Raw genomic sequence first — 18684 nt, 5'->3', positions numbered from 1 at the left:
CGGTCGCTTCAAGCCGCCAGCGCAGCCTCGATATCCCGCTGCAGCCGCCGGGGCTCAGTGAAAGGCGCATAGCGCTTGAGAACCCTGCCGTCCTTGCCGATCAGGAACTTGGTGAAGTTCCATTTGATGGACTTGGTGCCCAGGAAGCCCCGGGCCTCGCGCACCAGCCACTGGTACAGCGGGTGGGCCTGCGGCCCATTGACCTCGATCTTGGTCATCATGGGGAAACCCACGCCGTAATTGAGCTGGCAGAAACTGGCGATCTCCTCGTTGCTGCCCCGGTCTTGCGCACCGAACTGGTTGCAGGGAAAACCCAGCACGACCAGGCCCTGCGGCCCATAGGTCTTGTGCAATTCTTCCAGCCCCGCGAATTGCGGCGTGAAGCCGCAGGCACTGGCGGTGTTGACGACCAGCATGACCTTGCCCTGGAACTGGCGCAGGGCAACGGTCTTGCCGCCCATCTGTTCGGCTTCAAAGTCATAGACGGTGGGCATGGGAGATCCTGTGCAAGCGTGAGGACTGTGGATGCTAGCACCGGCGCGTATCGGGCCAGGCTGCCCACACCGCGGCCAGCAGAATCAGCGCCCCGCCCAGCAGGGTGGGGGTCTCCAGCGCTGCCGCACCCAGGAGCACCGAGGATACGCTGGCAAACACCACCTCGGTCAGCATGACCAGGGCCGTGGTGGCAGCCGGCAGGCGCGCGGCGCCGTACTGCAGCCCCAGATTGGAGGCCAGAAAAGCCAGGCTGGTGAGCAGCACCAGCCCGACCCAGCCAACGGTGACGGCCGGCGGTGCGGGTACCAGGCCCGAAGGCGCACCCATCAGCGCGGCGGCCAAAGCGAGCAGCGTGCCGCCGGCGAACATGGCCACCATGCGGGCCTCGCCCGGCGTTTCCTTGAGTTTGAGCAGCAACACATTGGTCAGCGCAAAGCAGAAGCCGCCCATCAGGGCCAGCCAGTCGGGCAGGTCCTGCGGCAGCGGCCAGGACGAGCCCGGTGTCTTGAGGACGATGACCATGCCGGTCAGGGCCAACAGCAGACGCAGCAGCGCGCCCAGGCCGGGTCTGTCACCCAGCAGCCCCCAGGCCAGCAGGACCGACCAGACGGGCATGAGGTAGAACAGCAGCACCACGCGCACCACGTCGCCGATGGTCACCGCCCAGTTGAAACCCACATTGGTCAGGCCGGCGGCGAGCAGCAAGAGGCCCAGCAGGGGCTGGCGCAGGAAATGGCGCCAGGCGCCGGGACGCCAGGCCAGCAGTGCCAGAAGCGCCAGCGCGTAGATCAGGAAGGTGGACCACAGCGGGTGCAGGCCATGGGCCTCAAGCAGGCGGAAGGGGTACCAGGAGATGCCCCAGATGAAGGCGTTGAGCACCAAGGCCCAGACGGCGAGCTGCTTCATGGGCGCGAGCCAGCGCTAGCCGTGCAGGTTGTCGTTTCGGGCGATGTCGAGCAGGTGCTCGACTTCCTCGGGGTACCTCTGGCAGTTGTGCTCGTGCCAGCGTTTGATCAGCCACATGAAGCCCGCCACCAGGATGCCGAAGCCGGCGATCGCGCCGAAGGCCGAAACACCCATGCCGGTGGAGAAGCTGTAGAGGAAGCCCAGGCCCAGGATGCAGGTCTGCTCGTTGAAGTTCTGCACGGCGATGGAGCGGCCGGCCCCCATGAGATTGTGGCCGCGGTGTTGCAACAGCGCGTTCATGGGAACAACGAGGAAGCCGCCCAGGCCGCCCAACAGCACCAGGAAGGGCGCGGCCACCCAGACGTTGTCGATGAAGTTCAGCAGGATGACCAGCAAGCCCATGGCGATGCCCAGGGGCATGACACGCGTAGCGTCTTCCAGCCGCATGCGCAGCGAGGCCACCACGGCGCCGACGGCCGTGCCGATGGCCACCACCCCCACCAGGGAGGAGGCCTGGGTGACGCTGTAGCCCAGCGCGGCGGCGGCCCAGGCCAGCACGATGTAGCGCAGGTTGCCGCTTACGCCCCAGAAGAGCGTGGTGGTGGAGAGCGAGATCTGGCCCAAGCGGTCCTGCCAGAGTCGGGTGTTGCAGCGCCAGAAGTCGGGCAGCAGGGCCAGCGGGTTCCTCGGCATGGGGCGCATTTCCACGCCGGTGTGCGGGATGCGCGTGTTGAACCAGGCTGCCAGCAGATAGACCAGGATGAGCACGGCGATGGCAGCTTCGGGAGCGGTGTCTATACCGGTGTCGAACATCGGCAGGTCCAGGCCCAGCAGCATCTGGGACACGGCGTGGCCGACCAACTGGCCGCCCAGCAGCACGCCCAGGATGATGGAGGCGATGGTCAAGCCTTCTATCCAGCCGTTGGCCTTGACCAGCTGTGAGGCGGGCAGCAACTCGGTGAGAATGCCGTACTTGGCCGGTGAATAGGCCGCCGCACCCAGGCCGACGATGGCGTAGGCCATCAGCGGGTGGGTGCCGAACAGCATCATGAGGCAGCCCACGATCTTGATGCCGTTGCTGATCAGCATGACCTTGCCCTTGGGCTGGGCGTCGGCAAAAGCGCCCACGAAGGGCGCCAGGATCACATAGAAGAGGGCAAACATGGGCACCAGCGCTGCCTGTTGCCACTCGGGGGCACCCTCGGTGCGCAGCAGCTGCACGGCCCCGACGAACAACGCGTTGTCAGCCAGCGAGCTGAAGAACTGCGCCGACATGATGGTGTAGAAACCGCGTTTCATGGGCTGGGGGGACCGGGGAGCGCTCTTGCGTGGGGGCTTGTTATGAAAATCCAATCGACGCCGGGTTATAGCATGGCGGGCAATGTCACAATTCAAGCTACGGAGTTGACGTAAGCCCCGTCCAGAGATAGTTCCGACCGCATGTCCCGCCCGATTCAAGCCCAGATCCACCTCGAAGCCCTGCGCCACAACCTGGCGCGGGTGCGCCGCTCCGGCCCCGACGCACGGGTGTGGGCGGTAGTCAAGGCCAATGCCTATGGCCACGGTATCGAGCGCGTGTACGAGGGGCTGCGCGGCGCCGACGGCTTTGCCCTGCTGGACCTGGGCGAGGCCGAACGGCTGCGTGCCCTGGGCTGGCGCGGCCCCATCCTGCTGCTCGAAGGTGTGTTCGAGCAGCGCGATCTGGAGCTGTGCTCGCGCCTGGGGCTGTGGCATGCGGTGCATTGCGACGAGCAGATCGACATGCTGGCCGTGCACAAGACCCACGCACCGCATCGTGTCTTCCTCAAGATGAACAGCGGCATGAACCGTCTGGGTTTCCGTCCGGAGCAATACCGCGCCGCCTGGACGCGCCTGAACGCGCTGCCCCAGGTTGACGAGATTTCATTGATGACACATTTCAGTGATGCCGATGGCCCAGCCGGTGTGGCGCAGCAGCTGGCAGCCTTCAACGCCGCCACGCAGGACCTGCCGGGCGAACGGTCGCTCAGCAACAGCGCAGCCATCCTGCGCCACATGGGGCCCGAGGCGGTGGCCAGCCTGCGTTCGGACTGGATCCGCCCTGGCGTGGTGCTCTACGGCGCCTCGCCCGATTTCCCGGAGCATGACGCTGCAGGCTGGGAGTTGCAGCCGGCCATGACACTGCGTTCACGCGTCGTCGGTGTGCAGCAACTGCAGGCCGGAGACAGCGTGGGCTATGGCTCGGTTTTCACGGCCGTACAGCCCATGCGCATCGGCGTGGTGGCCTGCGGTTATGCCGATGGCTACCTGCGCGCCAGTCCGGGCACACCCGATCGCGGCACGCCGGTGCTGGTGGACGGGGTGCGCACGCGCACCGTGGGCCGCGTCAGCATGGACCTGATCACGGTGGACCTCACGCCGGTGCCCGCGGCCGGCATGGGCTCGGAAGTCACGCTCTGGGGCCGGGCTTCGAGCGGCGCCCTGCTGTCCATCGACGAGGTGGCCCAGGCAGGCGGTAGCGTGGGTTACGAGCTCATGTGCGCCTTGGCCGCGCGCGTGCCGGTGGAGGTGCTGGCATGAAGTACGTACCCATCCCCATCGCCATGCTGCCGGTGGGCAAGCCGCTGCCGGTCAATGTCTGGAATCCCGACGGCGTGCTGCTGTTGCGCAAGGGCCAGCCCATCGTGTCTGAGCAGCACCGCGACAAGCTCTACGATCACAACGCCTCCACCACCGAGAGCGAGGCCCAGGCCTGGCAGCGCTCCTACGAGCGCATGGTCCACACCATGCTGATGGAGGGCGTCGAGGTCGAGGAGATCGCGCGCATGCCCATGCCCAGCGCGATTCGCGAGCGCGACTACATGGTCGGCGAGCAGCTCAACGGCGGCTGGATGGACCTGCAGGAGGTGCTGCGCGGCATCCTCTACCAGGGGGGGCTGGCGCTCAACCCTCTGCCGCGGTTGGCCGCGCTGGAGAACAAGGCGCGCAGCCTGCTCCAGGACGACCCGGACGACAGCCTGTTCAGCCTGTTCCAGGCCCTGGCCGACAGCAGCCTGGGCTACAGCGCCACGCACGCACTGCTGTGCGCCTGCGTCTGCGAACTGGCCGCGCAGAAATTGGGACTGAACCCGCAGCAGCGTCAGTCGCTGATGAGCGCAGCCCTGACCATGAACATCGGCATGGCGCGTGAGCAGGATGTGCTGGCGCGTCAGAACACGGCCCCTTCGCCCGAGCAGCGCCAGTTGATCCAGGAACACCCGCAACTCAGCCTGAAGATCCTGGTCTGGCTGGGCATCGAGGACGTGGAAGAACTGGATCTGGTGCGTTGGCACCACCAGCCCGACAGCCCTGAGGGCCTGCCGCACAACCTGCAGGCACGTCGCTTGTTGAGCATGACCGACGTCTTTGTCGCCAAGATGGCCGCGCGCCGCACGCGTGAGGCGTTGTCGCCTCTGGAGTCGGCCAAGTCCATCTACTTGCAGACGGAGAAGGAGGTGACCGCCTCCGTTGGCGCTGCGCTCACCGCGGCCGTCGGTTTCTATCCGCCTGGCACCTATGTGCGCTTGATCAATGGCGAAACGGCCGTGGCTGTGCAACGCGGTCAACGTGCCAATACGCCATGGGTCATCGTCATCGTCGATCGCAACGGCATGCCGACCTTCAACTACCACTGCCTGGACACTGCTGACCCGGCCAACGCGATCGCCTCGCCCATGCTGTTTCGCAGCGGCAAGGTGGCCATCAATATCGAGCGCGTGCGTCGCGCGCGCGAGAAGATCCGTCGCTGATCAGGCCAGCTTGATCACCACCGCGCCGGCGCACACCAGCAGGGCCGAAACCAGGCGCAACCGGCTCAGGCCTTCATGCAGGAAAAAGACGCCGATCAGAGCGGCGAAGATGATGGACGTCTCGCGCAGCGCGGCCACACTGGCAATCGGTGCCTGCGTCATGGCCCAGAGCACCAGGCTGTAGGCGCCCAGCGTGCCGGCACCACCCAGCAGCAGGGTGCGCCAGGTGCCAGGGACGGGGCGCAGTACGGCGCGGCCGCGCTGCAGCACGACCACAGGCATGACAAAGATGCTCGTGAGCACGAAGAGCCAGACCGTGTAAGAGAGGGCGTTGCCGGCCAGGCGCACGCCCCGCCCGTCGACCAGGGTGTAGAGCGCGATCACGACGGCATTGGCCAGCGCGGCCGATGCCGCGCCCGGGTGTTGCAAGCCCTGCTGCCAGGCGCGTCCGGCCAAAGTCAGCACGCCGGTGCAGATCAGTGCAATGCCCAGCCAGCCGGCGGGCGTGGGCATCTCGTGCAGCCAGAGCACGGCGACGGCCGCCGTGATCACGGGCGCTGTGCCCCGCATCAACGGGTAGGCCAGGCCCAGATCCGCACCCTGGTAGGCACGCGCCACGAGCGCGAAATAGACCACATGGATCAGCCCCGAGGCCACGAGATACTGCCAACTGGCCGGCGCGGGCGCGGGCAGCAGCCATAACATGGGCAAGCCCAGTACCATGGCGCCGCAGACTACGTGCAGCGAGGCCAGCAATTTGTCACTGCTGGCGCGCACCGCAGCGTTCCAGCCCGCATGCAGCAGGGCGGAGAAGAGCACGACGACCATGACCTCGGTGGACATCATCGTCTCCGGTTTCAGCGTTTGCGCAAACCCAGAGCCATCACCGCACCGACCACGATCAGCGCGCCGGCCACCTGCACGGGGGCAATGGTCTGGTCCAGCAGGGCCCAGGCCAGCACCAGGGCCGCCACGGGTTCCACGTTCATGATGGGCGAGCTGCCCACTACGCCCAGTTTGGGCAGCAGCGTGAACATGATGGTGAAGGCCGTGCCGTAGAACAGCGTCAGACCGGCCAGCCCCCACCAGCCGGCTGCGGCCTGCGGGAGGTGCAGGCCACCTTGCAGAGGCACGGCTACCAGGGCCAGTAGGCCAACCAGGGCCATGGTGAGGGTGGTGCGCAGGCGTCCGTCCACACTGGCGGCCTCGTGCTGAGTGAAGACCAGTGCCGCGCCAAACACGGCGGCGGCCACCAGTGCAAAGGCCACACCCGCGCCGATGCGGCTCCACTGCCCGGCCGCGCCCAGGCCCGACGTGGCGCCGAGCACGTCGAGTGCCAATGCCAGACCGAAGAGCAGCACCGGCATGGCCAGCAACACGGCGCGCTCGGGTTTGTGCCGGTAGAGCAGCCAGGCAAACAGGGCCGTCCAAAGCGGGTAGGTGTTGAACGTCAGCAGGGCCAGGGCCACGGGCAGGCGCGCCACGGCTGCGTAAAGGCACAGGCTCTGTACCGCGACCAGGGCGCTGATGAGCAGCAGGAAGCCCCGCTGGCGCGGTGCGATGGTGAGGGGCACACCTTGTTGCCAGACGATGGCACCCACCACGGCGGCGGTGATGAAGCTGCGCACCAGCACGGCCGTGGCCACGTCCAGACCGTGGTTGAAGGCCAGGCGCGCCGCTACGTGGTTGGCGCCGAAGAGGCAGGCGGTGATCAGCAGCGTGAAAAAAGCGGCGCGGCTGGGCCCGCGGGGCGAGATGGTCATGAGGTTGGGGCGGCGGTCAGTAGAGCTTGCGCACGCGCGCCTGCAGGCGCGCCAGACCCAGCAGGATATCCGTGTGCGGCGTGGGCACACCTGTCAGCGTGCCCAGTTCCTGCACCACCGTCACCAGGGCGTCGATTTCCACGGGTCGACCGGCCTCCACGTCTTGCAGCATGGAGGTCTTGAAGGCCCCCAGCTTGAGTGTGACGGCATGCCGATCCTCGGGTTGCTGGAAGATGGGGATGCCGATGCGCGCGCCGATCTCCTTGGCCTCCAGCATGATCTTGGAGATGAAGTCGCGTACCAGCTTGTCGCCCAGGATCTTGTCGGTGGTGGCACCGGTCAGTGCGCTGACCGGGTTGACCGTCATATTGCCCCAGAGCTTGTACCAGATGTCCTTCTGGATCTGTGCGGAGAGCTCGACCTCGAAACCCGCCTGTCCCAGCAAGGCGATCAGTTCCTGCACGCGCTCGGTCTTCTGGCCCGAGGGCTCGCCGATGATGAGGCGCTTGCCGAAGTGGTGTTGCGCCCAGCCCGGCTCCAGCAAGGAACAGGCGGCATGCACGACCCCGCCCACGATGTGGGCGGCGGGGATGCCGGCGCTGATCTCTCCCCTGGGGTCGATGGCCTTGAGTTGGGTGCCGGCGAACTTGTCGCCAAAGCCGTGAAAGAACCACCACGGCACGCCGTTCATGGCGGTCAGCACCACGGTGGAAGGACCCAGCAGCGGCCTGATATGTCGCGCCACCTCGGGCAGGGCCGGTGCCTTGACGGCCAGGATCACCAAATCCTGTGTGCCCAGTGCCGCGGGGTCGGCGCTGGCCTGCACCGGCACGGCCAGGGTGTCTTTCTCGAACTGGCAGCGCAGACCGTGTTGTTGCAGCGCAGCCAGCGTGACACCGCGCGCCACCACACTGACGTTGCAACCGGCCTGGGCCAGCCGCACGCCCATCCAGGCACCGATGGCGCCGGCGCCATAAATGCAAACCTTGTAAGGCTTGTCGCTCATGTGGTCCCTCTCCCTGTGAGGCCCGAACGCGGGTCAGTTCTTGTAGCTGGTGTCCAGCCGGTCCACCTGCCGCACCAGCGCGTCGAACACGTCCTGTCCGGCGCCGTGGTTGGGGTTGAACTGTAGCGCGTCGCGTGTGCACTTGGCGGCGATGCCTTCGGGAACCGGAATGGCTGGGCCCATGCTCAGGGTGGCCAGCTGGATCTCGCAGGCACGCTGCAGCGTCCACAGGATGGCGAAGGTCTGCGCCAGCGTGGCGCCCCAGGCCAGCAGGCCGTGGTTGCGCAGGATCACGGCCTGCTTCGTGCCGATGCTCCTGAGCAGGCGCGGCGCCTCGTCGGCATGGATGGTGATGCCTTCGAAGTCATGGTAGGCCACCATGTCGTGCAGCTGGGCGGAATAGAAGTTGTTCTGGGCCAGCCCGTTCTGCTGGCAAGCCACGGCCACGCCGGCTGTGGTGTGGGTGTGCATCACACAATGCGCCCCGGCAATGTGCTCGTGGATGGCCGCGTGCACCGTGAAGCCGGCCGGGTTGACCGGATGCGTGGATCCGTCGAGCACGCGACCCTGCAGGTCGATCTTCACCAGGTTGCTGGCGGTGACCTCGCTGTAGTGCAGGCCGAAGGGGTTGATCAGGAAATGCTTTTCCCCGCCACTCACGCTGGCCGGCAGGCGCAGCGTAATGTGGTTGTAGATCATCTCGGTCCAGCCCAGCATCGCAAAGATGCGGTAACAGGCCGCCAGTTGCAGGCGCGCCTGCCATTCCTCCGGGTGCATGTGCGCGGGAGGTGCCGATTTCAGGATGGCATTCATGGCAGGCGCTCCTTCAGGTCAGTCTCAAGCGTCGGCGGTGAAGCCGATGGTCTTGACGATGGGCGCCCACTTGGCCGTGTCCTGCTTGAGCAGCTCGGCCAGCGCGGCGGGCGAGTTCGACATGGTTTCCAGACCGAAGGTGGCCAGGCCATCGATCACGTCCTTGGAGGCCAGCGCCACCTTAAGCGCGCTGTTCATCCGCGCCACGAGCGCAGCATCGGCCTTCGGGGGCAGGAAGAAGGCGAACCACTCGCTGTGCGTCAGCTCCTTGAAACCCTGTTCGGCGTAGGTTGGCACGTCCGGGGCGAAGCGGTTGCGCTGGGCACCGGAGGTTGCAATGATGCGCACCTTGCCCGTGGGCAGGTGCTGCGTGAGGTCGCCCACGGGGCCGCTGACGGCCGCGATCTGTCCGCCCAGAAGGTCCAGCATGGCCGGCTGGGTACCGCGGTAGGCCGCGTGCTTGAGGTCGATGCCAGCGCTCTTGCCCAGCAGCGCGCCCACGAAATGGGGCGTGGAACCTGCGGCCGGTGAACCGAAGTTGGCCAGCGAAGGGTTGGCCTTGGCCCACGCCACGAAGTCGGCCACGTTCTTCACGCTGGCTGGCACCATGGGGCCCACGGCCAGGCCGAAGTCGAACACGCAGGCCAGCGTGACCGGGGTGACGTCGGCCACCGGGTCATAGGGCAGCTTCTTGAAGATGTGCGGGTAGATGGTGAACATCGACGTAGGCGACTGCAGCAGTGTTGCGCCGTCGGCCGGCTGGCCCTTGACGTACTGGATGGCGATCTGACCGCCGGCGCCGGTCTTGTTTTCCACCACCACCGTCTTGGCATAGGGGCCCGTCAGGCGGGTGCCCACACGACGGCAGGTGTTGTCCGATGTGCCGCCGGCGGCAAAGCCAGTGATGATCTTCAGGGTGTCGATCTGGGCCTGGGCCATGGCCTGCTGGCCGATGCCGGCCAGCAGCGCGGCAGCGCCGGCCGACTGGATGACGTGACGACGGGAAATGCTCATGGGTGTCTCCTTGTGAGTGAATGGGAACGAGCAGGAATCAGGACACATCGCGCAACCAGGTCACGGCCCCGGAATGGGTCACCGCACCCTGATGGCTCGGACGTACTAAGCGTGCATATTTTTCCAGCAAGCCGCCGTGGGCGCTACCCGTGTTTACCTTGACCTCGGCCAGGCGCCGCGCCAGATCACCGGCAGACAGCTCTACCGAGAGGCTGCGAGCAGCCGGCCGCGCGTCAATGGCGATCATGTCGCCGTCGCGCAGGGCGGCGATCGGCCCCCGGTCCGCCGCCTCAGGTCCGGCATAGCCGATGCACAGGCCGCGGGTGGCGCCGGAAAAGCGCCCGTCGGTCAGCAAAGCCACCTTGTCGCCCATGCCCTGGCCGTAGAGCAGCGCCGTGATGCCCAGCATCTCGCGCATGCCGGGGCTGCCCCGGGGGCCTTCGTTGCGGATCACGATCACGTCGCCCGGCTGGTAGCGCAGGGCCTGAACGGCGGCTTGCGCTTCCTCCTCGGATTCGAACACGCGGGCCGGACCGCGGTGTACCAGGGTTTTCAGCCCCGCGGTCTTGAGCAGGGCGCCGTCGGGACAGAGGTTGCCCTTGAGCACGGCCAGGCCACCGTCCTTGGAGATCGCGTCTTCGAAGCGGCGCACGACTTTGCCGTCGGGCTCGTTGGCATCCGCAATTTCCTCGGCCAGCGTGCGACCGGTCCAGGTCAGAACATTGCCGTGCAGGTGGCCGCTGCGCAGCAGCTCGCGCAGCACCACGGCCGCACCGCCGATGTAATACATGTCGCGTGCCAGGTACTTGCCGCCAGGGCGCAGGTCGGCAATCAGCGGCGTACGGGCAAAGACCTCGGCCACGTCGTCGAGGTGGAACTGGATGCCAGCCTCGTGCGCGATGGCCGGGATGTGCAGCGCGGCGTTGGTGGAGCCGCCCGTGGCCGAGACCACGGCGCAGGCGTTCTCCAGTGCCTGGCGGGTGACGATGTCGCGCGGCAGCGGCGCCTCACCCATCACGGCCTTCATGAGCTGCTTGCCCGCGCGACGCATCAGCGGCGCACGTTCGCTGAAGACCGCGGGCACCATGCTGGAGCCTATGGGCGCCAGGCCCAGGGCCTCGGAGACCATGCCCATGGTGTTAGCCGTGAACTGACCCGCGCAGGCGCCGGCCGTGGGCAGGCAGGCCTGGCTGATGGCGTCCAGCTCGTCCAGCGTGGCGTCACCGGCCAGCACCTTGCCGATGGTCTCGTAGGTATCGACCACGTTGAGGTCGCGCCCGTCCACGCCCGGCGTCTGTCCTGGCAGCGCCGAGCCGCCGTGCACGAAGACGCTGGGCACATTGCAGCGCACCATGCCCATCATCAGGCCGGGCAGGTTCTTGTCGCAGGCGCCGATGCCGAAGATCCCGTCCCACTGGTGGCCGCGCACCGAGGCTTCCACGCTGTCGGCGATGAGCTCGCGCGAGATCAGCGAGAAGCGCATGCCCGAGTGCGCCATGGTCAGGCCGTCGGATACCGATACAACGGGACATTCGTGCGGCGTGCCGCCCGCGGCGTAGATGCCGGTCTTGGCGTGCTGGGCCTGGTCACGCAGGTTGAGGTTGCAGGGGCTCATCTCGCCGCCGGTGTGGAAGACGCCGACGTGCGGGCGCGCGATGTCGTCTTCGTCCTGGCCGAGCGCGTGCAGGAAGCTGCGCGTGGTGGCGCGGATGGTGCCCTCGTAGATCGTGGCGGAGCGGAACTTCTTTTTCTCGGTCATGCGTTCATCCTGCGTTCAGGTGCAGGCCATTGTCCATGGGGATCACCGCGCCCGTCATACCCGGTGCGCGTTCGGTGATGAAGCAGGCCAGTGCCGCCACCTCTTCCGGTTGCGAGACACGTTTGAGCGGCGAACTCTCGGTCTGCACTTGCCGCACATCGGCGTGGCGCACGGCATCGAGCACGCGGCTGGGCAGGCCGCCTTCGACAAAACCCGGAGCAATGGCATTGATGCGGACCTGTGGCCCCAGCGCGCGTGCCAATGAAAGCGTGAGGGTGTTGACCGCGCCCTTGGAGGCGGCATAGGCCATGGACGAGCCGCGTCCAATCACACCACCGATGGAGGAGATGTTGACCACGCTGCCCTGGCCGCCGGCCTTCAGTGCAGGGGCGCAGGCGCGGATCATGCGGTACAGGCCCACGGTGTTGATGTCGTAGGTGCGGTGGAATTCCTCAGGCGTCAGGGCATCAAGGTCGGTGTGCGGGATGAAACGCGTGGTGCCGGCGCAGTTGACCAGCGCGTCGATGCGGCCGAAGCGCTTGAGCGTCGCCGCAACGAAGGCCGCGCAGCTTTCGTCACTGCTGACGTCGAGCTGTTGCAGCAGGGGGCTGATACCGTGCGCCTCGCATTCGGTTGCTACGTCGAGCAGGGCAATGTGATTGGCCTCGTCCAACCAGCTCAGAGCCAGCTGCCAGCCGTGCGCCGCGAATTCGCGCGCGCAGGCTGCCCCGATGCCGGTGGCGGCACCGGTGACCAGGCAGACGCGGTGCGTTGCGGCCATCGCTCAGTACACCTTGTCACCTGTGGCCAGAGGCTTGACGTCGCCCTTGTAGAGCGCGGCCAGCGCCGAGGTCTGGCGAACCAGGATCTGCGTGTCCAGGCCCACGGCGACGAAGCTGGCGCCGATGTCCAGGTAGTGCCGGGCCAGCTTCTCGTCGCTGATCAGGATGCCGGCGGCCTTGCCGCACTTGACGATGCGGCGGATGGCGTCGTCGATGGCCTTTTGCACCTCTGGGTGCGCGGCCTGGCCAACGTAGCCCAGCGAAGCGGACAGGTCGGCCGGGCCGATGAAGACGCCGTCCACACCTGGCGTATTCGCAATCGCTTCCAGGTTGTCCAGTGCGGTGCGCGACTCTGCCTGCACCAGCAGGCAGACCTGTTCATTGGCTTCCTTGCCGTGGTTGGGGTAACGACCCCAGCGCGCGGCGCGTGTGCCGGCCATGCCGCGCACGCCGTCTGGCGGGTAACGCATGGCCTGCACCAGGGCCGCGGCCTGCTCGGCTGTGTCCACCATGGGCACCAGCAGGGTCTGGAAGCCCAGGTCCAGGAACTGCTTGATGATGGCTGTGCCGGCCTCGCCGTGACCCAGCGGCACGCGGCCGATCGGGTGCGAGCCCGGATAAGCCGCGATGGTCTGCAGCTGCGAGAGCAGGGTGGGCAGGGTGTTGGGCGAGTGCTCGGCGTCGAGCAGCAGCCAGTCGAAGCCGGCGCCGGCGCAGATCTCGGTGCTCACGGGGTGGCCCAGGTTGACCCATAGGCCGATCTGGGCCTGCTGTTTGGCGATGGCCTGCTTGAAGGGATTGGTGGGTGTTTTCATGGGGAGTCCTCAGACAAAACGAAAATTCAGCTGGCCCAGGGGGCCGTAGTCGGCCTCGAACAGATCACCGGCTTTCCCCGGCACCGGGCGCGTGAAGGAGCCGGCCAGCACGATCTGCCCGGCTTCGAGATGCTCATCCCAGGGGGCCAGTTTGTTGGCCAGCCAGGCGATGCCGATGGCAGGGTGGCCCTGCACGCCGGCGGCCAGGCCGGTTTCTTCCACCACACCGTTCTGCCGCAGGATGGCGCCCACCCAGGGCAGGTCCACCTCGGACGGCCGGGCGCGCGCGGCGCCCACCACGATGCCGGCGTTGGCCGCGTTGTCGCTGATGGTGTCGTAGACCTTGCGCATGACCTTCGTATGTCGGTCGAACTGCTCGATGCGCGCGTCGATGATCTCGATGGCCGGGGTCACGTAGTCGGTGGCGGCGATCACCTGCTCCAACGTGACATCCGGGCCCTTGAGCGGCGCCTTGAGCACGAAGGCCAGCTCCACCTCCACGCGCGGCAGGATGAAACGCGACGCCGGTATGTCCAGCACCTGACCCGTTGTGCAGGTGAAAAACATGCTGTCGAGCAGGGTACCGTAGTCGGGCTCCGCGATCTGGCTGGACTGCTGCATGGCGCGCGAGGTCAGACCGATCTTGTGGCCGATGACCCGGCGCCCCTGCGCCAGCTGCAACGCCACCCAGGCGCGGCTGACGCGGTAGCCGTCCTCGATGCTCATGCCCTCAAAACGCCGGGAGAAATGCTCCAGCTGGGTGCGTGTGTCCTGCGCCTGTTGCAGCTCGGCGGCGAGCTGTCGCGCGAGTTCAGTGCTGAACATGGCTACTTGAACAGAGGATGGATGTTGCTGTGCTTGGCGTTATAGACCTCGGCGCCTTCGTCGATCTGCAGGGTGATGCCCAGCAGGCGTTTTTCGTACAGTTCGGCGAAGTGGGTCTTGGTCCGGGCGAGCAGAGCCTGTCCGGCCCGCTCCTTCACGGCATCGGATCGCCCGAAGCCCATGCGCAGGTTCAGGTAGACGAAAGCGTAGTCCTTGTTTCCATCGGCCACGGCAGAATGCGGCGCCGGATAGGCGAACACGCGCGTGCCGCCGGTGGGAAAGACCTGCTCGCCGGATTCAGTCTGCTGCTCGATCATGACGTCGGCCAGGTCGCGACACAGCGTCGTCATGTCGGTCTCCTTTTCCAGGTTGTTCGTATAGAGGATGACGAGGTGCGGCATGACGTGGATCTTTCAAAGACGGGAAAAAGCACTGTAACCCCGGGCGGTGGAGGCCTGCGGCTGCGGCACGGCCTGGCCGCTGGCCGGCAGCACCGGGAAGATGGCGTTGAGCTGGCCGGTGCCGGAGGCACCGAAGTAAGGCGTGACGATCTCGGCACGGCCCGTGTACTCGGACCAGCCCAGCGCACCCAGCAGCATGGCGGTGTCGTGCATGAAGCCTTCGCCGTGGCCTTTGGTGGCGTACTCAGGCAGCATGGCGCAGAAGTCCGGCCACTCGCCGACCTGCCACATGCGCAGCACATCACGGTCCATGTGTTCGAGCAGCGGGCTCCAGATCTTGTGCGCGTATTCCGGCGCCAGTCCGTTCTGCGCAAAGCGGTGGCTGAGCGAGCCGCTGGCGAAGAAGGCGACGGTGCCGTCGTAATGTTCTTCCACCGCACGGCGCATGGCCCAGCCCAGGCGCGCGCTGTCGTTGAGGTAGTGCACCTGGCACAGGGCCGAAACCGAGACCACCTTGAAGTGCTGGTCCTGGTTCATGTAGCGCATGGGCACCAGGGTGCCGTACTCGGGCGCCAGCGTGGTGGCCGGGTGGGCGAGCGTCTCGACGCCGTGCTCGCTGCAGACCTGGGCCAGCAGCTGGCCCAGGGCCGGGTTGCCCGGGAATTCGTAGGCGAGGTTGCTGATGAAATGTGGCAGCTCGTTGCTGGTGTACAGGCCCTTGAAGTGCGGCGCGCAGTTCACGTGGTAATTGGCGTTGACCAGCCAGTGCGTGTCGAACACCACGATGGTGTCCACGCCGAGTTCGCGGCAGCGCCGGCCAATTTCCTTGTGGCCCTCGATGGCGTCGGCACGCGTGCCCTGACGCGGGCCGGGGAGCTCGCTCAGGTAGATCGAGGGGACGTGGGTGATCTTGGCGGCGAGAGCGAGTTTGCCCATGGTCACGCCCCCCAATGAGGAATATGGTGCGAGCCAAGAGAAACGGCCACGTTTTTCGGCTCCAGGAACACCTCGTAGCTCCAGGTGCCACCCTCGCGGCCCGTGCCGCTGGCTTTGGTGCCGCCGAAGGGCTGGCGCAGGTCCCGCACGTTCTGGCTGTTGACAAAGCACATGCCGGCCTCGATGGCGCCGGCCACGCGGTGGGCGCGGCCGATGTTCTCGCTCCAGACATAGCTGCTCAGACCGTACTGGATGTCATTGGCCAGGCGTATGGCGTCGGCCTCGTCTTTGAAGGGGATCAGGCAGGCCACGGGGCCGAAAATCTCTTCCTGCGCGATGCGCATGTGGTTGTCCACGTCGGCAAAGACCGTGGGCCAGACGTAGTTGCCCTGGCGCACACGCACCGGGAGTTCGGGTGCGTAGGACGGGCGATCCAGCCCGCCGCACAGCAGCGTGGCGCCCTCCTTGGGGCCGAGCTCGACGTAGCTGCGCACCTTGGCCAAGTGGGCTTGGCTGACCATGGGGCCGATGATGGTCTTCTCGTCCTGCGGGTCACCCACGGTGATGCGTTTGGCGCGCTCGACGAACTTCTGCGCGAAGTCGGCGTAGATGTTCTGCTGCACCAGGATGCGGCTGCCGGCCGTGCAGCGTTCGCCGTTGTTGGAGAAGATCATGAAGACCGCGGCGTCCAGCGCGCGCTCCAGGTCCGCGTCGTCGAAGATCACGAAGGGGCTCTTGCCGCCCAGTTCCATGCTGAATTTCTTCAGGCCCGCGGCCTTGACGATGCGGTTGCCCGTGGCCGTGGAGCCAGTGAAGGAGATGGCGCGCACGTCGGGATGGGCGCACAGCGGCTCGCCGGCCTCCTTGCCATAGCCGTGCACGACGTTGAGCACACCGGCCGGGATGCCGGCCTCCAGCGCCAGCTCGCCCAGGCGTGCGGCGGTCAGCGGCGAGAGCTCGCTCATCTTGAGCACGGCGGTGTTGCCGAAGGCCAGGGCCGGGGCCACCTTCCAGGTGGCTGTCATGAAGGGCACGTTCCAGGGGCTGATCAGCGCGCACACGCCCACCGGGTGGAACAGGGTGTAGTTCAGGTGCGTGGACGTGGGGTAGGTATGCCCATCCACGCGCGTGCACATCTCGGCGAAATAGTAGAAATTGTCGGCCGCACGCGGGATCAGCTGCTTGCCGGTCTGCGCGATGACCTGGCCGGTGTCGTCGGTCTCGGTGCGGGCGATCTCCGGCACGTGCTGGGCGATCAGGTCGCCGAGCTTGCGCACGAGCTTGGCGCGTTCGGGGGCCGGCAGGCCAGCCCATTTGGGAAAGGCATCCTTGGCGGCGGCGACGGCCGTGTGCATTTCGGCCGCGCCGGCGGCGGCGACCTCGGCCAGGACTTCCTGCGTGGCCGGATTGACGGTCTCGAAGTAGTCGGTGCCTGTGACGGGCTTGCCGTTGATGAGGTGGTTGATGACGGTGTTCATGCGGAGCGGATGGTGTTGACGAGGGCGCCGATGCCCTCGATCTCGGTGACGATGACGTCCCCGGGCCGGCAGTCGACGATGCCGTCGGGTGTGCCGGTCAGGATGAGGTCGCCGGGGTTCAATGTCATGTAGCTGCTGAAGTGCTCGACCAGGTAGGGCACGTCGAAGATCATGTCGCGCGTGTGGCCCGATTGCGTGTGTTTGCCGTTCACCGTCGTGCTCAGCGCCAGGTTCATCGGGTTGGGCAGGTCCGCGGTGTCGACGAGCCAAGGGCCCAGCGGCGTGCAGGTGTCGCGGTTCTTCACCCGCAGGTTGGGCCGATACCAGTTCTCCAGGTAGTCGCGGATGGCGTAGTCGTTGGCCACGGTGTAGCCGGCGATGTAGTCGTAGGCCTCGGCGCGCTTCACCCGTTTCGCCCGTTTGCCGATCACCACCGCGAGCTCGCATTCGTAGTGCATGTAGTCCACACCGGCCGGTCGCACGGTCTGTGCGCGGTGGCCGATCAGCGAGCCTTCGCCCTTGATGAAGACCAGTGGCTCCTCGGGCGCCTTGAAGGCGAGCTCCTTCGCGTGGTCGGCGTAGTTCAGGCCCAGGGCGAGGATGGTGCGTGGCCAGGGCACAGGGGCCAGCGGCGGCAGCCAGGTCACGGCATCGAAGTCGACGAGGCGGCCGTCGGCCAGGCGCAGGCGGCCCCGGTCCTCGGTGGCGTCGTGGATGGTGCCGTCATAGGCGACACGGGCGTGTTTCATCGGGCTTCCTCCACCAGCGAGTTCCTCAGCGTGCCCAGTGCGGGCAAGCCGGTGGCGGAAACCTCGATGTGCTGGCCCGCGCGGGCCAACGGACGGTTGGCGCCCAGGCCCAGCAGCAACACATCGCCGTGGCGCAGGGTCATGAACTCGCTGACATCGGCGATCAGCTGTGCCGCCGGGCGCAGCATGCGCCCCAGGTCGACGGTCTGCTGCAGCCGGCCGTCGACGCGCACCTCCAGTCGCAGCCGGTTCGGGTCGCCCACCTCGGTCGGTGTTGCGCAGCGCGGACCGATGCCGAGGAAGCCGTCGAGGTTCCTGTATTTCACCGGTGGGCGGTAGTAGCTGGTGTGCGGCAGCGACAGGTCGTTGACCAGGACGTAGCCGGCCACGTGCCGCAGGGCGGTCTGCGGGCTGACCTGCCGCGCGGCCTCGCCGATGACCAGGGCCAGGCTGGCGCCGATCTCGACTTGCGGCGTGCGTGCGGGAACCGCTATCGCTGCGCCGCAGGCGCTCCAGGTGTTGGCGGTCTTCACGTAGAGCACCGGCGACTTCGGGGACGCCTTGTAGGGGGGCTCGTTCATCTGCCCGGCCCAGGCGGCCCATTCGTCCTGCGAGTTGAGCAGTACGCCATAGACCGTGCCGGCTGCAAGGACGGGTGTGTGGCTCATGCGGGCTCCTCCAAGGCAATCAGTTCGTCGAGCAGCGCATACAGCTGCCCCAGTTTTTCCTTGCCCAGGCCGCGCTCCAGGCGCTGGTAGTGCGCTTCGATCGATTGCGACAGGGTGGCGACCAGCGCCAGCCCGCGCGGCGTCGCGCGCACCACCGTACGGCGCTGGTCGGCCGCGTCACGCTCGCGTTGCACCAGCCCGTCGCGTTCCATGCGGGCCAGCACTCCGGTGAGGCTGGGGCCGAGGATGTAGGCCTCGCGTGCAACGCGGCCGGTCTCCACCACGCCGTGTTCGCCCAGCACGCGCAGCACGCGCCATTGCTGGTCACTCAGACCCTGCTCGCGCAGGCCGGGGCGGTAATGCGTCATCACGGCCTCGCGCGCCTGCAGCAGCAGGCGAGGCAGGTTGCGATGGCGAAAGGACGTGGACATGGGGCTGTTCAATTTATTTAACATGTTAAATGTCTACCCCAAATCCTCGCCTCGGGCATACCCGATCTGTGAATTC

At 66.7% G+C, this 18684-nt stretch carries 20 protein-coding genes; 2 read left to right on the top strand and 18 right to left on the bottom strand.

What is annotated here, in order from left to right:
• Positions 1–8: 8 nt before the first annotated feature.
• Genes AC07NT_RS13940 through lplT form a run of 3 tightly spaced genes read right to left on the bottom strand, consistent with a single transcriptional unit; the run spans position 9 to position 2700 of the window.
• A complete protein-coding gene (locus tag AC07NT_RS13940) occupies positions 9–494 on the bottom strand; it encodes a glutathione peroxidase (RefSeq protein WP_498599544.1) in 486 nt (161 codons plus the stop codon).
• Between the two features lie 34 nt (positions 495–528).
• Positions 529–1401, bottom strand: a complete 873-nt coding sequence (locus tag AC07NT_RS13935) for an EamA family transporter (RefSeq protein WP_498599545.1) — start codon at positions 1399–1401, stop codon at positions 529–531.
• Between the two features lie 15 nt (positions 1402–1416).
• Positions 1417–2700 (bottom strand): lysophospholipid transporter LplT, encoded by a 1284-nt coding sequence (gene lplT / locus AC07NT_RS13930; protein ID WP_498599546.1) that lies wholly within the window; start codon positions 2698–2700, stop codon positions 1417–1419.
• 141 nt (positions 2701–2841) lie between these two features.
• Here lplT and alr point away from each other — a divergent pair, with 141 nt between their 5' ends.
• The gene (gene alr, locus AC07NT_RS13925; RefSeq protein WP_498599548.1) at positions 2842–3960 is read left to right on the top strand and encodes an alanine racemase; all 1119 of its coding nucleotides are present in this window, start codon (positions 2842–2844) and stop codon (positions 3958–3960) included.
• Entirely contained in the window at positions 3957–5168 is a 1212-nt protein-coding gene (locus AC07NT_RS13920; RefSeq protein WP_498599550.1) for an HD-GYP domain-containing protein, read from the top strand. The genes alr and AC07NT_RS13920 overlap by 4 nt, the downstream gene beginning before the upstream one ends.
• On the opposite strand, the gene AC07NT_RS13915 is transcribed toward AC07NT_RS13920, so the two are convergent.
• From AC07NT_RS13915 to hpaR, 15 genes are read right to left on the bottom strand one after another with little or no spacing between them, the layout of a single operon-like run.
• Complete coding sequence (locus AC07NT_RS13915; RefSeq protein WP_498599552.1) at positions 5169–6011, bottom strand: EamA family transporter; 843 nt, start codon at positions 6009–6011, stop codon at positions 5169–5171.
• Positions 6012–6025: 14 nt separating this feature from the next.
• Entirely contained in the window at positions 6026–6931 is a 906-nt protein-coding gene (locus tag AC07NT_RS13910; protein WP_498599554.1) for a DMT family transporter, read from the bottom strand.
• Positions 6932–6947: 16 nt separating this feature from the next.
• On the bottom strand, positions 6948–7937 hold the full coding sequence (locus AC07NT_RS13905; protein WP_498599556.1) for a 2-dehydropantoate 2-reductase: 990 nt from the start codon (positions 7935–7937) through the stop codon (positions 6948–6950).
• A gap of 33 nt (positions 7938–7970) precedes the next feature.
• Positions 7971–8750: a class II aldolase/adducin family protein gene (locus AC07NT_RS13900; RefSeq protein WP_498599557.1), complete on the bottom strand. Its 780-nt coding sequence runs from the start codon at positions 8748–8750 to the stop codon at positions 7971–7973.
• 24 nt (positions 8751–8774) lie between these two features.
• Entirely contained in the window at positions 8775–9764 is a 990-nt protein-coding gene (locus tag AC07NT_RS13895; protein WP_498599558.1) for a Bug family tripartite tricarboxylate transporter substrate binding protein, read from the bottom strand.
• Positions 9765–9801: 37 nt separating this feature from the next.
• Entirely contained in the window at positions 9802–11523 is a 1722-nt protein-coding gene (gene ilvD, locus AC07NT_RS13890) for a dihydroxy-acid dehydratase (protein WP_498599559.1), read from the bottom strand.
• Positions 11524–11527: 4 nt separating this feature from the next.
• Entirely contained in the window at positions 11528–12304 is a 777-nt protein-coding gene (locus tag AC07NT_RS13885) for an SDR family NAD(P)-dependent oxidoreductase (RefSeq protein ID WP_498599560.1), read from the bottom strand.
• A 3-nt stretch (positions 12305–12307) separates the two neighbouring features.
• Positions 12308–13120 (bottom strand): aldolase/citrate lyase family protein, encoded by an 813-nt coding sequence (locus AC07NT_RS13880; protein WP_498599561.1) that lies wholly within the window; start codon positions 13118–13120, stop codon positions 12308–12310.
• 9 nt (positions 13121–13129) lie between these two features.
• Positions 13130–13945, bottom strand: a complete 816-nt coding sequence (hpaH, locus tag AC07NT_RS13875) for a 2-oxo-hept-4-ene-1,7-dioate hydratase (protein WP_498599563.1) — start codon at positions 13943–13945, stop codon at positions 13130–13132.
• A gap of 2 nt (positions 13946–13947) precedes the next feature.
• Positions 13948–14346: a 5-carboxymethyl-2-hydroxymuconate Delta-isomerase gene (locus AC07NT_RS13870; protein ID WP_498599564.1), complete on the bottom strand. Its 399-nt coding sequence runs from the start codon at positions 14344–14346 to the stop codon at positions 13948–13950.
• 12 nt (positions 14347–14358) lie between these two features.
• On the bottom strand, positions 14359–15282 hold the full coding sequence (gene hpaD, locus AC07NT_RS13865; protein ID WP_498599565.1) for a 3,4-dihydroxyphenylacetate 2,3-dioxygenase: 924 nt from the start codon (positions 15280–15282) through the stop codon (positions 14359–14361).
• A 2-nt stretch (positions 15283–15284) separates the two neighbouring features.
• Positions 15285–16760 carry a 5-carboxymethyl-2-hydroxymuconate semialdehyde dehydrogenase gene (gene hpaE, locus AC07NT_RS13860; RefSeq protein ID WP_498599566.1) on the bottom strand — a complete coding sequence of 492 codons (1476 nt, stop codon included), beginning with the start codon at positions 16758–16760 and terminating at the stop codon, positions 15285–15287.
• Positions 16757–17509, bottom strand: a complete 753-nt coding sequence (locus AC07NT_RS13855) for a fumarylacetoacetate hydrolase family protein (protein WP_498599567.1) — start codon at positions 17507–17509, stop codon at positions 16757–16759. Before AC07NT_RS13855 ends, hpaE begins: the two co-directional genes overlap by 4 nt.
• Positions 17506–18177, bottom strand: coding sequence for a fumarylacetoacetate hydrolase family protein (locus tag AC07NT_RS13850; protein ID WP_498599568.1), 672 nt, complete (start codon positions 18175–18177; stop codon positions 17506–17508). The genes AC07NT_RS13855 and AC07NT_RS13850 overlap by 4 nt, the downstream gene beginning before the upstream one ends.
• Positions 18174–18608 (bottom strand): homoprotocatechuate degradation operon regulator HpaR, encoded by a 435-nt coding sequence (hpaR, locus tag AC07NT_RS13845; RefSeq protein WP_498599569.1) that lies wholly within the window; start codon positions 18606–18608, stop codon positions 18174–18176. The genes AC07NT_RS13850 and hpaR overlap by 4 nt, the downstream gene beginning before the upstream one ends.
• Positions 18609–18684: the final 76 nt, after the last annotated feature.

The sequence above is a fragment of the Hylemonella sp. GW821-FHT10B10 genome (assembly GCF_059415585.1).
Note: the sequence above shows the minus strand (reverse complement) of the source record. Positions and strands in the feature narration are given on the sequence as shown.